The 13,447-nt window shown below is 37.3% G+C and carries 12 protein-coding genes and 4 pseudogenes; 13 read left to right on the top strand and 3 right to left on the bottom strand.

What is annotated here, in order from left to right; translation table 11 throughout:
- The first annotated feature begins 77 nt into the window (after nucleotides 1-77).
- From J7Q84_RS07145 to J7Q84_RS07100, 11 genes and pseudogenes are all read left to right on the top strand, one after another.
- Complete coding sequence (locus J7Q84_RS07145; RefSeq protein ID WP_209093921.1) at nucleotides 78-1,322, top strand: ATP-binding protein; 1,245 nt, start codon at nucleotides 78-80, stop codon at nucleotides 1,320-1,322.
- Between the two features lie 4 nt (nucleotides 1,323-1,326).
- A complete protein-coding gene (locus J7Q84_RS07140; protein ID WP_209093821.1) occupies nucleotides 1,327-2,259 on the top strand; it encodes a response regulator in 933 nt (310 codons plus the stop codon).
- 229 nt (nucleotides 2,260-2,488) lie between these two features.
- The gene (locus J7Q84_RS18325) at nucleotides 2,489-2,908 is read left to right on the top strand and encodes a pirin family protein (protein ID WP_348519832.1); all 420 of its coding nucleotides are present in this window, start codon (nucleotides 2,489-2,491) and stop codon (nucleotides 2,906-2,908) included.
- Nucleotides 2,824-3,303: a pirin family protein gene (locus J7Q84_RS18320; RefSeq protein WP_348519831.1), complete on the top strand. Its 480-nt coding sequence runs from the start codon at nucleotides 2,824-2,826 to the stop codon at nucleotides 3,301-3,303. Before J7Q84_RS18325 ends, J7Q84_RS18320 begins: the two co-directional genes overlap by 85 nt.
- Nucleotides 3,304-3,610: 307 nt before the next feature.
- A pseudogene (locus J7Q84_RS07130) lies at nucleotides 3,611-4,066 on the top strand (zinc-binding dehydrogenase); the annotation flags it as partial.
- A gap of 98 nt (nucleotides 4,067-4,164) precedes the next feature.
- Nucleotides 4,165-4,749, top strand: a complete 585-nt coding sequence (locus J7Q84_RS07125; RefSeq protein ID WP_209093820.1) for an NAD(P)H-binding protein — start codon at nucleotides 4,165-4,167, stop codon at nucleotides 4,747-4,749.
- Between the two features lie 24 nt (nucleotides 4,750-4,773).
- On the top strand, nucleotides 4,774-5,757 hold the full coding sequence (locus J7Q84_RS07120; protein WP_209093819.1) for an aldo/keto reductase: 984 nt from the start codon (nucleotides 4,774-4,776) through the stop codon (nucleotides 5,755-5,757).
- A 16-nt stretch (nucleotides 5,758-5,773) separates the two neighbouring features.
- Nucleotides 5,774-6,190 (top strand): cupin domain-containing protein, encoded by a 417-nt coding sequence (locus J7Q84_RS07115; RefSeq protein WP_209093818.1) that lies wholly within the window; start codon nucleotides 5,774-5,776, stop codon nucleotides 6,188-6,190.
- Between the two features lie 63 nt (nucleotides 6,191-6,253).
- A pseudogene (locus tag J7Q84_RS07110) lies at nucleotides 6,254-6,899 on the top strand (aldo/keto reductase).
- A 97-nt stretch (nucleotides 6,900-6,996) separates the two neighbouring features.
- A pseudogene (locus tag J7Q84_RS07105) lies at nucleotides 6,997-7,323 on the top strand (MFS transporter); the annotation flags it as partial.
- Nucleotides 7,320-7,541, top strand: a pseudogene (locus J7Q84_RS07100) (topoisomerase DNA-binding C4 zinc finger domain-containing protein); the annotation flags it as partial. The pseudogenes J7Q84_RS07105 and J7Q84_RS07100, both read left to right, overlap by 4 nt.
- A gap of 413 nt (nucleotides 7,542-7,954) precedes the next feature.
- On the opposite strand, the gene J7Q84_RS07095 reads toward J7Q84_RS07100, so the two are convergent.
- From J7Q84_RS07095 to J7Q84_RS07085, 3 genes are read right to left on the bottom strand one after another with little or no spacing between them, the layout of a single operon-like run.
- Entirely contained in the window at nucleotides 7,955-8,608 is a 654-nt protein-coding gene (locus J7Q84_RS07095; protein ID WP_209093817.1) for a phosphatase PAP2 family protein, read from the bottom strand.
- A gap of 57 nt (nucleotides 8,609-8,665) precedes the next feature.
- On the bottom strand, nucleotides 8,666-10,042 hold the full coding sequence (locus tag J7Q84_RS07090; protein ID WP_209093816.1) for a sensor histidine kinase: 1,377 nt from the start codon (nucleotides 10,040-10,042) through the stop codon (nucleotides 8,666-8,668).
- 1 nt (nucleotide 10,043) lies between these two features.
- Nucleotides 10,044-10,745 (bottom strand): response regulator transcription factor, encoded by a 702-nt coding sequence (locus tag J7Q84_RS07085; protein ID WP_209093815.1) that lies wholly within the window; start codon nucleotides 10,743-10,745, stop codon nucleotides 10,044-10,046.
- A 397-nt stretch (nucleotides 10,746-11,142) separates the two neighbouring features.
- Here J7Q84_RS07085 and J7Q84_RS07080 point away from each other — a divergent pair, with 397 nt between their 5' ends.
- Together J7Q84_RS07080 and J7Q84_RS07075 are read left to right on the top strand one after the other, a co-directional pair.
- Complete coding sequence (locus tag J7Q84_RS07080) at nucleotides 11,143-11,754, top strand: undecaprenyl-diphosphatase (RefSeq protein ID WP_209093814.1); 612 nt, start codon at nucleotides 11,143-11,145, stop codon at nucleotides 11,752-11,754.
- A gap of 331 nt (nucleotides 11,755-12,085) precedes the next feature.
- Entirely contained in the window at nucleotides 12,086-13,291 is a 1,206-nt protein-coding gene (locus tag J7Q84_RS07075; protein ID WP_209093813.1) for a COG4705 family protein, read from the top strand.
- Nucleotides 13,292-13,447 lie beyond the last annotated feature (156 nt).

The raw sequence follows: 13,447 nt of genomic DNA, 5'->3' as shown, positions 1-13,447 counted from the left end.
GTAATAAAAGCCAGAAAGTAGACGATTCGAAATCTAAAGAACTCCAAAGAAGAGATTTTTGGACTGTTATTGCGCTTATGGTTATTGTTCCAATTGCAGGCGAGTTGAACTTTCATCCATTTGATAATATATTTCGTGTTAGTTTTGGAACGCCTATTTTTTTCTTTTCTCTATTGTACTTTAGAAACATTAATTCTGTTATATTGGGGTTATTAGTAGGAGTATCTGTTTTTTCATTTCGTATTGGATTAGATTGGTTATTATGGGGAGATTTTAGCCTTTCTTCATCGTTTATGATTAGATATCCTACCTTCCTATATTATCTCTCGTATGCCCTATTATTTTATTTACTAAAAGTGAATCGTTACCAACATCCCTTACTGATTGGAGTGTTTGGTATTACGCTTGAAATCACTTCTAGTTTAATCGAATTAATATTACAACTTTATGGTATAGGTTCTGCACTTACTGCAAGTGAAATAAACAACATTATTATTATCGCAGTGTTTAGAAGCTTTTTTGTATTAGCATTTATCAATATGATGAAACTGTATGAGCTAAGATTAAAGGAGTCTCAAATTCGGAAAGAGAATGAAAATATGCTTATGCATCTTTCTAACTTGTATGTAGAGTCTGTTTATTTGAAAAAGACACTTCAAAATGCAGAAACAATTACAAAAGAGTCCTATAATCTATATCGAAATATGAATAACTTTAAACATGATTATGATGTTCCAATTGAAGAGTGGGGAAGTAAAGCTTTGCGAATAGCTGGAGAGGTACATGAAATAAAAAAAGATAATCAAAGAATTTACGCTGGTCTTTCAAAGCTAATTACAAGTGAAGGTTTGCCGGAATTTATGAATGTATATGATTTAGCGATGATGGTTGTTCGAATCAACGAGAAATATGCGGCTATGTTAGGAAAGGAAATTCAATTTATTACGAAGATAAAGGGACAACATCCACATTATCATATTTATCTAATGCTCTCTTTTATTAATAACCTAGTTTCAAATGCAGTAGAAGCAATAGAGGATGTTGGAATAATTAGCATTTCGATCGAAAAGGATGATAATTGGATTCAATGTAAAGTAGTCGATAATGGACCTGGAGTACCTTCGAAAAATATGAAGCTCATTTTTAAACCTGGATTTACTTCAAAGTATAGAGATGATGGAACCCCATCTACGGGAATCGGGTTAACTTATATAAAAGAAATGGCAGTGGAATTAGGAGGAGAAATATTACTCACTCAAAAAGAGAGAGAATGCATGTTCATAATTAGACTGCCTATTAAAAGTCTCGTTGAGAAAGGGTGAGTATATGTTTTTTTATATTACAGATGATGATGAGGTTTTTCGATCAATGTTATCTCAAGTTATAGAAGACGAAGAGCTAGGAGAGGTTGTTGGTGAAGCAGAAGATGGTTCTTTTTTAGATGCATATACTTTGGAAATAAATCATGTTGATATTTTATTTATCGATATATTAATGCCGATTGAGGACGGGATAGAAACAATTCGTAGATTAGCACCATCATTTAATGGGAAAATTATTATGATTTCTCAAGTAGAATCAAAAGAGTTAATTGGAGAGGCCTATTCTTTTGGTATTGACTATTACATTACAAAGCCTCTGAACAAAATCGAAGTGATATCAGTTGTCAGAAAAGTTATAGAGCGGATACGATTAGAGCAATCGATACGAGATATACACAAATCATTAAGTAACGTATTTGAAGTAAACACAATTAATGAGAAATGGCCTAGGTCTGGTAAAAAGAAAATAACAGAATGGGGACAAATTTTATTATCAGAACTTGGCATAGCTGGAGAAAATGGAAGTAAGGATTTGTTGGATATGATTAATTATTTATATGAACATGAAATGAATTCTGGTATGGAAGCAGGATTTCCTATTTTAAAGGACATTTATACTCACATTAGTTTAAAGAAATTAGGAAATGTATATTCACAAGAAGAGGTAGAGCGAGAAAGAAAATCATCAGAGCAACGCGTACGCCGAGCGATTTATCAATCTTTAAATCATATGGCATCAATTGGCCTTACTGACTACGCTAATCCTAAATTTGAGAATTATGCTTCGAAGTTTTTTGATTTTGAAACAGTACGTCAACGAATGAATGAATTGAAACAAGTTTCCATCACTACATCAACACATACTAGGATTAATGCTAAGAAATTTATACAAGTTTTGTACTTCGAATCAAAACAACTTTTGGAAGAAAGAACGTAAATATAGATTAGCTAGTTAAAACCTTCACATATATTGAAGTGAACCCGTAAAATGGGACATTAATCAAAACACCTAGGCTACCTGTTCCCTGTATTCTACAGGGGACAGGTAGTTTCATGTATAAGCGACGTATAGGAGAAGTTGGTGATTGTAGCGATAGTTCTTAGGTTGATATAATTCGATTATACAACACTTTTGCTTTATAAAAACAGTTCCAGAAGGGGTGTTAATGATGTTATCGATTCAAGCCATTCATGCAATTCCGCTGCAACAAGGTCACGGACGGAGTTTGCGCTATGCCATGCAGCCTATAAATCTAATGGAGAATGACCCTTTTATCATACTGGCTGATGACAGATTTGCACATAATACATTCTCGGATCATCCCCACAAAGGGATTCAGACCGTAACCTACGTAGTTGAAGGAAGTTTGAAGCACTATGACAGTAAATCCGGCGGTAGCGGCAGATTGTATGAAGGTGACTTCCAGATTATGACCGCTGGGAACGGCATTGTTCATAATGAGAATCCAGACCCAGGAAGTAATGTTCGGGTGCTCCAGCTGTGGGTCAACCTATCAAGCGAGGACAAGAGGTGCCCGGTCGATATCAAGACCTGCCGTACGGACGAGTGCCTGCTCTGCCGATAGAAGGCGGCAAGATTGAAGTCTTTGCGGGAGAAGTGAATGGAGTTGTCTCCCCTTTAACCTTGTTTACGCCATTTTTATATGCTGTAGTCTCCCTTGAAGAGGGAGAAAGTTATGATTTTCCTATTCCGGCTGGCTACAACAGTTTTCTGTATATGTTAGAAGGGAAGGTCAGGGCAAGCGAACAACAGCTTAATGGATTCGATATTGCGCACTTCGAGCAGAACAACCAAGCGGATATCATCTCACTATCTGCAACAACGAAGACAAAGTTTGTTATTTTCTCCGGCAATCCGATTAAACAGCCTGTGGCGGCAAAAGGTCCGTTCGTAATGAACACGGAAGAAGAAATTAGAGAGGCGTTTGCTAGTTATAGAAACGGAACGTTTATACAATAGTTCATTATACAAAGTGTATAAGTTACTAAAACAAAAGTTTATCACTGATGATGAGAATTCTGCATTTAAGAAAGTGCAAAATGAAACTATAGAAACTGTCATTTATAGAATAATGGAAATGATCGATGGCTATGGTGATTTGTCATTTGATGTTGAATTAATAAATAAGAATAACAATAAATCCTTAAAAAGTAATATCGAATTACGTGATCAATTTATGAATTACATTTACGACTAAGAAAATAAAAAATGAATATTCCTTATGTAACTAACGCATGCATTAGTTGAATAAGAACAAAAAGGACTGTCTATGGGTGCTGAAGTAACTGTCCTGAGTCGGTCTATGAATAAGAAAGCTGAAGCTCTGGATTTTGGAGCAGATCATTACTTTGCAACTAATGATCCAACTACATTCACTGAGTTGGCAGGTCGTTTTGATTTGGTCTTAAATACAGTGTCTGCAAATCTTAATGTTGATGCATATTTATCTTTACTTCGGATAGATGGGACTCTTGTAAATGTCGGTGCACCAGCCGAGCCAGATCAGTACCATGTGTTTTCCTTAATCATGGGTCGCCGCAGCATTGCAGGTTCACTTGTTGGGGGAATTCGGGAAACACAGGAGATGCTCGATTTCTCTGCTCAATACGGTATTGCCCCTATGATTGAAGTAATCCCTGCTGACCAAGTAGATAAAGCGTATGAGCGTGTTCTTCGTAGTGATGTGCGTTATCGATTCGTGATTGATATAGCTACCTTGTAAAACTGTAAAAAATTTCTATAATCAAGCTGCTCTACTTTTTATTTTCGGAGCAGCTTATTCATTACCTTATACTTTGCAAAATGAAAGGAGATTTAAAGTTGACTAATGTTTTAATCCTTGGAGCGAACGGGGGAATTGCTCGACTTGCGATTGATTTATTCCTTACAGAAACCGATGTGCAGTTGACTCTATATCTCCGTAATTCAGGCAGACTCAGAAACCCTGATCCAAGTCGGATTCGAGTAGCCGAAGGGGATGTTATGGACATTGAAAGATTAAAGGAAGTAATGATTGGACAGGATGTTGTCTATGCCAATCTAGCTGGTAACCTTGAACCAATGGCAACAAACGTTGTGGAGGCAATGGATGCCACTGGTATTAAACGTCTTATTTGGATTAGTTCAATGGGAATCTATGATGAAGCCGAAGAGAAGTTTGGTAATATATTACATCCATATCGGAAGTCAACTGCGATCATTGAAACTTCAGATCTCGACTATACGATTTTGAGACCGGGATGGTTTACTAATAATGATGAAATTGATTATGAGGTAACTCAGAAAGGCGAACCATTTAAAGGTCACGATGTATCTCGTAAGAGTGTTGCATATTTGGTTGTTAAATTAGCTGTAACGCCAGGATTGAAAATTCGTCGTAGTTTAGGGGTGAACAAACCTATATAAGAAAAAAAGAAAGGGAGATAAACTATGCAAAAGCGGGTATTAGGAAAAAGCGGACTTGAAGTTTCTGCTGTTGGGCTTGGTTGCATGGGAATGAGTTATGGTTATGGTCCGGCATCAGAAAAGAAACAAATGATTTCGCTAATACATGAGGCAATTGAACGAGGTGTTACTTTCTTCGACACTGCTGAAATTTATGGTCCATATGTGAATGAGGAGTTAGTAGGTGAAGCGCTTGCCTCGTTTAAGGGAAAAGTGGTCATCGCGACTAAATTTGGTATTAAAATGGCAGATGGCAAGCAGGTGCTTGACAGCAAGCCAGAAACCATTAGGCAATCAGTTGAAGGCTCACTCAAACGCCTAAAAGTTGATACCATTGATCTCTACTATCAGCATCGCGTTGACCCAAATGTGCCGATTGAGGAAGTAGCTGGAGTAGTACAAGATTTAATCGTGGAAGGTAAGATTAAGCATTGGGGACTTTCTGAGGCAGGTGTGAAAACGATTCGCCGCGCACATGCAATCCAGCCGGTCACTGCGATTCAAAGTGAATACTCCATGATGTGGAGAAGTCCCGAAGAGGAATTGCTGCCTGCACTTGAAGAGCTTGGAATCGGCTTTGTGCCGTTCAGTCCGCTGGGCAAGGGGTTCCTTACCGGAACAATTGATAAGAATGCTGTATTTGGGAGCTCTGACTTCCGCAGTATTGTTCCTCGTTTTAAACCAGAGAATCTCGAAGTAAATCAGGTTTTGATCGAACTCATAAAGAAGATTGCTGCAGAGAAAAGCGCAACCCCGGCTCAAATCGCACTCGCCTGGGTACTTGCCCAGAAGTCTTGGATAGTTCCTATTCCCGGAACAACTAAATTGGAGCGTCTAGAAGAAAATCTTAGTGCGGTGGATGTTCAGTTAACTTTTGAGGAACTACGTAATTTAAACGAAGCACTTTTAAAAATCGAGATTTCTGGAGATCGCTATCCGTCAGAATATGCAAATAGAACAGGAAAATAATTGAGGTGAATAAACGATGAGTATATCCAACCATTTAAGTGAAGGTGTAATCTTTCCCAAAGGTGAGAAAATTACGAACAACTATTTCATAGGAGCAGCTTATCTTGAAATGCTGGTTTCTAATGATCGAACTTTTAATTGCCCAATAGGTAATGTTACTTTTGAACCGGGTGCAAGAAATAATTGGCATAAGCACGCTGGTGGACAGATTCTGCTGGTTACCGGCGGCAAAGGCTATTATCAAGAAGAAGGAAAACCGGTACAGATGCTTCATGAAGGGGATGTAGTAAAGATCCTTCCTGATATGAAACATTGGCATGGTGCTACACCTGATAGTTGGTTTACACATATTGCGATAAGCACAAATGTCCAAAAGGGAGACACTGTATGGTTGGAGCCCGTAACGGATGAAGAATATAACAATTTAAAATAGCATGAATTTTATCTAGAGAATTGATTACAAAATGAGGATTATTAAAAAGTGAGGATCAATCAAATGGAATATGTGAAACTTGGAAATACCGGTTTAGATGTATCCCGACTTTGTCTTGGCTGTATGAGCTTTGGTGAACCAGATCAAGGATATCCTAAATGGACACTTGGTGCGGAGGACAGTCGCCCTATTATTAAAAAAGCTCTTGAATTAGGTATCAATTTTTTTGAAGGCAAACCATATAGCAGAGAAAAATGGATGGACTCGGTTTGTATCGATGCAGAATCATTTCAACCTCTTATACCGTGAAGAGGAGAGGGAGATGCTGCCACTTTGTAAAGAAGAAAAAATCGGTGTGATTCCGTGGAGTCCTCTTGCGAAAGGAAAATTGACACTTAATTGGGAGGAAACAACTGCTCGTTGGGAAAAAGAAGCGGTTGGGCAAAAGTTTTACCCTGCAACATCCGAATCAGACTGCAAAGGGGTTGAACGAGTAGCAGAAGTGGCAGAAAAACGAGGTGTACCAAGAGCTCAAATTGCACTCGCTTGGGTGCTGCAAAAGGAGCCTATTACTTCTCCTATCATTGGGTCTACGAAGATGTCTCACCTCGAAGATGCTGTATCTGCTCTTTCGATTAGGTTAACACCTGAAGAAATTGCGTATCTAGAAGAGCCGTATGTGCCGCACCCAGTGCTTGGTTTAGATTGATTAAGTCTGATTAAAAGCGAAACCCTGATTTCCTTATGCTAAGTAAGAATCAGGGTCTTTTATTTGCGAAATATAAAAACAGAAGGGCTGCTTACAGATGAACAAACAAGAAAGCAATTATAGATGGGTGATATTAGGTAGCGTCTTTTTTACTTACTTTTTAATTTTGAGCCAAAGAACAGCACCAGGAGTGATTACCGACCAATTAATGAATGATTTCCATGTTTCAGCTTCAATCATAGGTCTTGCAACCAGTATTCAATTTTTAGCCTATGCAGGACTTCAAATTCCAATTGGTTTGTTATCTGATAAGTATGGTCCAAATCGATTTTTGATTTTAGGTGCACTTCTTACTGGGATGGGAACTCTTATTTATAGCTTTGCTCCGAATGAATATGTTTTGATTTTCTCTCGGCTTCCTGTCCAAATTGCAAAGAGGGAACAATTATCGAGAGAAAAAGTAAGAAGAAAAGATTGTTTTATGGTTGCAGCATGTTCCCAGAATGTGATTTTATTTCTTGGGACAAACCATTGCCTAGAAGCTGTCCTAAGTGCGAAAGATTACTTGTGGAGAAGAAATTGAAAAAAGGTGTTCAGGTACAATGTATGAAATGTGATTACAAGGAAGAGCAGCAAAGTTAAAAGAGATGCTACTAGGTAAATAAAGCAATTATAAAATATGAAAATATTAATGTGTTAAGGAGATTTATAGTGCGTATATACCGTGTAGGGGACATATTTTAGTTAGATATATCAGCGCAATTACACATCATATATATCAAAATCCACCAATGGTACAGAGTATTGGGGGATTTTTTGTCCCGTTCCTGTAGGGGTTTCTAAGGATTTTTGAAGAACAAGGGGTGGGAGGAAGGTCGCGATTAGCTTGTGAGCAGGGGAGCTGCCAGGTAACTAGCAGCTTTTTTCTGTACATAATGAGGGTATCTGTATCGATATGTTATCTGTAGATGAAAGGTATCTAGATTTATAGCCGCATTGTACTCATGCTGGGCATCAGTAATGGTTAGTTGTGTACAACTTTAACAACTTGAGTATCATTTTTGTCTTGCCTTATAACGCCTTTCTAAATATAACTGATATGTCCAGATTGAAACAGCGAGCCAAGAGCCGCTAGCCAGGTAACCTCCTAGTACATCACTTGGATAATGAACGCCTAAATAGATTCGGCTTATACCAATGGCTAAAATCATGATTCCGCTACTTAAAATGAAAATAACGCGACCGGCTGAGCTCTTAACATGCTTCCATAGTAAAAAAGTAACGATTCCGTACAAACTAAAAGCTGCCATCGAATGCCCGCTAGGAAAGCTGAATCCGTTCGCCTCAACAATGCGATGAATGGTTGGTCTGGCACGATGAAAGATGATCTTTAATATCCGATTTAACAGTGCAGATCCGATAACAACCCATACGAATAAAATCAGCTCTCTTCGGTGATGCAAAACCTTATATAAAAAAAGGATTATAGCTAATGAAAGAAAAACAATCGGCAATCCCGCCCCGATGAAAGTAAAGAATTTCATGATACTAGTGAGTGTTGGAGTTTCCAATCCTTGAATAAAAGAAATAATGGTATTGTCAAACCCAATAATTTTTTTATCACTAATAAGCAACGCAATCAATCCAAATGCGGTAGCGCATAAAAGGCTGATAAGGAATGCGCGAGTTAGCTGCAATTTCAATTTCATTTCGTAAAAACAAACCTCCTTACGTGCGTAAGACGATGATTACAGGATTCATCTTTGTTATGTTGTTAGTCCATATAAAATGGGTAAAGATATCTGTATTTCTGTTCCTTTTCCTTCTTCGCTTTGTATATGAATGTTTCCTTGATGCTGTTTTATGATGTTTCTGGCAATAGATAATCCTAGTCCTGTTCCTCCCGTTTCTCGACTTCTTGCTTTATCTACTCGGTAAAACCGTTCGAAAATATGTTGTATTTCCTCTTTCGGTATACCGATACCATAATCTCTTACTCGTATTACTACATCATTTTGGTGCTGCTCCAAAAACAATTCAATTGTGTCAGAGCTATATTTAACAGCATTATCGAGCAAGATGATGATAACTTGCTTTATCTTGAGCTCATCCAGCTTAACCATGATAGGACCTTGACTGTAATGGAGGTTAATTTCTCTTTTATATACGCTTTGGAATTGCTGCAGAATGCTGTGGCATAATGATAGTAAATCAAATGATTTTACTTCTAAAACCGTTTCTTTTTCTGACGCGGCTAAATCTAATAATGCTTCTGTCATTCTTTGCATTCGAGTTGCTTCTGAATGAATTGCCTCAATCGCTTCAAGCGTTATTTCTTCATTTTGTATGCCTCGTCTTCTTATTAAGTTGGCATAACTCCTAATGACAGTAAGAGGAGTTTTCAGCTCGTGAGAGGCATCTGAAATAAACTGCTTTTGTTTTTCAGAATTTTTTTGTAGTCTCTTAATCATGAGATTGAATGTGGTAGCCAGCTTTTCAAGTTCGTCTTTTGTGTGATTATGAATGGCTATTGTTTTTGGAACACCGCTTTGTTCAATATCCTCCATCGTCTTAATCATATTGGAAATCGGTCGCATAATAATATTTGATAACCATCTTCCCCCCAGTAATGACAATACAACAGCAATACCGGTACAAAATATTAGAATAGTCACCAAAATGTCTTTTCTCATTTCGAGCCCCATCAATCTTTCACCAATCTCCAACGTTCCGATTACGTGCTCATGAGATACAATCGGAACACGAACAATTAAAACTTGTTCTTCTTCTTCCTCCTCGCCAATTGTACGCAATTGTGATTCTGATTTGCTGGAAAATTTGTATTGAATCTTTGCAGCTAAATCCTTATCGTTTATTACTTGATCTATGATTTTAGAGTTAGGACTTACAATTCGTATAAAAGAGTGTCCAGTTAAGTAGGATTTCAATCTGTCTTCTGGCAGCGTCGTTGCATTTAGTTTACGAAGTTCTTGTAAAATATCGTGTGCCTTTTGAAACAGCATGTTTTCCTCCATATTTACAGTCACTTTCATAAAAGAAAGGAATACAACAAGATTTATAATTAGTAATATACAAAGTATCCAAGCTGTCGTTAATAGATTGATTTTTGTTGTGATCTTCATTTTAATTCTCCCTTATGATGTATCCTACTCCTCGGATTGTATGAATTAATGGAGTTGAAGACTCCTCGTCTATTTTCTTTCTAAGATGCCAAATATACACGTCGATTACATTCGTTTCACCTTCGTACTCATATCCCCAAACATGGGTAAGAATGCCTTCACGTGTTACTATCTTGTTTTTATGAATAAGCAAATACATTAATAAATCGTACTCTTTGGGAGTTAGTGAAATGGATTTCCCATTCCTTGTTACTTCTCTCGTATCGATGTTTATTGATAAATCAGCAATTGATAAGGAGGGGGAGTGTTCATTTGCCGGCGCATCAGCTGTAAGCATAGTGTTCGAGCGAATGCTTGAACGTACCCGTGCAAGAAGCTCTTCCATTTCAAATGGCTTTGTAACATAATCATTTGCTCCTTGATCCAAACCCATCACTTTGTCTAACGTTGTATTCCGCGCTGTTAAAAGGATTACTGGTATATAGATCTCTGCTTTTCTTAACCGCCGCAGCACTTCTATGCCGCTCAATTCCGGCAGCATTACATCCAGTAAAATCAGATCTAACTTTGCGTGTAAAGCTGCTTCTAATCCTGATTTTCCATTATACTCTACTAACACTTCATATCCTTCATACTCAAGCTCTAGCTTTAAAACCCTTGCTATTTGAATTTCATCTTCCACAACTAAAATACGTTTGTTCATAATCTCCTCTCCTTTCCATATTCATTATCCGGCGTGTTCTTTTTGAAAACGATTTATTTGTTCTACAATACTTGCTTATTTACTGCAAGACTGTTCCATCTAAGCAGCTGTTTTGTTATAAATTTCAGAATCTAAATGAATGTTCTATTTCATTCCTTGCATTCTTACTCTCTTTTAGATAATAAAAGAAGCGGCGCATTTTCCATTAATAATCATTTTTTGATTTCTGCTTTTAAACCACTATAGCACTGTATTCTCCTTTATTTTTCTTTTTAATCGATTTTTAATGTAATTTTCAGAGGATGTTTAGGTTCCTTCGATACACTTGGAATACATGTTTTGGTCACCTTGATTTTTCATGAGGAACCAAAACCATATAAGAAAGGAGAGGAACAAGATGAACTATGAAATATTTCAATGGATAAATGGTTGGTCCGGTCATTTCTCTTATCTAGATAGAGGAATGATTTTTATTACTAATAGTGTTCCTTATGCGGCAATCGTAATTATGCTGTTCCTATGGTTTGTTGGAAACAGAGATAAACGAGCGGAAAAACAATACATAGCTATATATGCTGTCTTTTCTTGCTTGCTGGGATTGTCTGTAAACGCAATCCTTCACCTTGTCTACTATCATCCACGTCCATTCGTGGTACATCACGTTCACCAGTTAATACCACATTCAGCCGATTCTTCGTTTGTAAGTGATCACGCAGTATTAGTGTTCTCCATGGCGTGGACGATGTTGCTGCGAAACGATTCGTGGAAGTATCCCGTATTAATATGGGCTGTTATTGTTGGTATTTCACGTGTATTCGTCGGCGTCCATTATCCTGTAGACGTGATTGGCGGTGCCCTTATTTCATACGGAGGAAGCATTGTGATAATCCAGTCTTCCAAAAAGCTGGAGCCTGTGGTGCAAGTGGTATTTATCGTGTATCACGGGTTAACAAAACATATCCCTTTCTTGGATAAGTACAGCCATAAAGATTTAAGTCAAGAAAGATGAAGGTTCTAAGATTGCTGGATAAATAAACTTCGTTTTAATTATAGGGAACTGTTATACGTTTGTTCCTTCTGACTTTGCTGCAATGTACTGAGTATGAATGAGATGAGGAGGTAAACAGGCATTCTCAGACGGGGATTCTTTGGATACGAGAAAACAAACACAAAGTATGATTGAACTTATTTTACTATGAAACCAAACATGAAGTCTCTTTCGGTCAAACAAAAAACAGCTGCGAGTTGCGTAAGTGTATCTATTTTTAATCAAGTACAGTATATATGGGCAAGAAATAGAATTAAGTTGTAGGAAAGCACATAAAGAGAGGGGAGTATGTATGCAAGAAATAGACCAAAATAAATTTAAAATACTACTTAGCAAGGTACCAGAAGTTACTATTTTCTTCTGGGTCATCAAAATTTTATGCACAACTGTCGGTGAAACATTTGCCGATTTCCTAAATTTCAACCTTGGATTTGGTTTAACTAACACTACTACCATTATGGGCCTAGCATTTTTCAGTGTATTGTATGTTCAATTCAGAACAACTAAATATGTTCCAGGCATTTATTGGCTAACAGTTGTGCTTATAAGCGTATTTGGGACGTTGTTAACGGATAATTTGACAGACGCAATGGGAGTACCTCTTGAGGTGAGTACAGTAGTTTTCTCCATGCTGCTAGGATTAACTTTTCTTTTTTGGTATATGAGTGAAAAAACACTCTCGATACACTCGATTTTTACAAGAAAAAGAGAGGTTTTCTATTGGCTTACCATTCTTTTCACCTTTGCACTTGGAACAGCAGTCGGCGATTTATATTCCGAACAACTTGGCCTTGGTTATCTTAACACTGGAATAACAGTTGTTATTATAATAGCTTGCGTATTTTTAGGATGGAAGTTTTTGAATCTTGATAGAGTATTAGCGTTTTGGACTGCCTATATTCTTACTCGTCCGCTTGGAGCATCATTAGGAGATTACTTATCTCAGTCCAAAGTTAACGGTGGATTAGGTTTGGGAACAACGGTTACTAGTGTAATTTTTCTTATAGCTATTTTAGCGATAATCGTTTTTCTTGCTGTTTCAAAAATTGATATAACAGAAAAAAGTGAAAATATAGAGACTAACCAAACAAACGGAAGCAAGAAAAATGTTTTGACACAAACTATAGCGGCACTTTGTATTTTCTTAGTTGTTGGTATAGGGGGATACGTTTGGAGAAGCAATAACATAGCATCTCAAGATTCTGCACAAGCTACATTAGGCGGGAAATTAACAGATTTTATTACAATTGAAAATGATATGCTAGACGATATAAATGCAAATAACTTTACTTCAGCGAAAAAAAAGGCTGACGATTTAGAACATCAATGGGATACACAGGAACCTCAGCTTAGAAAAATAGATGGCACAACATGGACAAAAATAGATGGAACGATTGACGTTGTTTTAGCAGCGGTGCGTTCAGCAAGCCCTGATGCGAGCAAGTGCCAATCTGCACTTAACAATTCGTTTAGTGTCATAAATGAGGCAAATAAATAAAAATAGCAGGAACCGCAAATCGCGGTTCCTTTTTAAAATTGCACAGAAAATTTCATCTTACTGGTCAATAACTGGACCGAGCGAGTATGAAGATAGTAATTACTTTTTTGAAGGTATCTCTGAGCTTACTTTGCTATCCAAAATAACTAAAGATTA

This window comes from Bacillus sp. 165, from assembly GCF_017742235.1.
Taxonomy (GTDB): domain Bacteria; phylum Bacillota; class Bacilli; order Bacillales; family Bacillaceae_G; genus JAGHKQ01.
The sequence above is the reverse complement of the archived record's forward strand: the minus strand, read 5'-3'. Positions and strand labels throughout refer to the sequence as shown.

Coding starts and splice junctions, on each gene's coding strand:
- J7Q84_RS07140 (WP_209093821.1), top strand. CDS start 1,327: ATGTTTTTTTATATTACAGATGATGATGAGGTTTTTCGATCAATGTTA.
- J7Q84_RS07080 (WP_209093814.1), top strand. CDS start 11,143: ATGAACTATGAAATATTTCAATGGATAAATGGTTGGTCCGGTCATTTC.
- J7Q84_RS18325 (WP_348519832.1), top strand. CDS start 2,489: ATGATGTTATCGATTCAAGCCATTCATGCAATTCCGCTGCAACAAGGT.
- J7Q84_RS07085 (WP_209093815.1), bottom strand. CDS start 10,745: ATGAACAAACGTATTTTAGTTGTGGAAGATGAAATTCAAATAGCAAGG.
- J7Q84_RS07095 (WP_209093817.1), bottom strand. CDS start 8,608: ATGAAATTGAAATTGCAGCTAACTCGCGCATTCCTTATCAGCCTTTTA.
- J7Q84_RS07090 (WP_209093816.1), bottom strand. CDS start 10,042: ATGAAGATCACAACAAAAATCAATCTATTAACGACAGCTTGGATACTT.
- J7Q84_RS07115 (WP_209093818.1), top strand. CDS start 5,774: ATGAGTATATCCAACCATTTAAGTGAAGGTGTAATCTTTCCCAAAGGT.
- J7Q84_RS07075 (WP_209093813.1), top strand. CDS start 12,086: ATGCAAGAAATAGACCAAAATAAATTTAAAATACTACTTAGCAAGGTA.
- J7Q84_RS07145 (WP_209093921.1), top strand. CDS start 78: ATGGTTATTGTTCCAATTGCAGGCGAGTTGAACTTTCATCCATTTGAT.
- J7Q84_RS07120 (WP_209093819.1), top strand. CDS start 4,774: ATGCAAAAGCGGGTATTAGGAAAAAGCGGACTTGAAGTTTCTGCTGTT.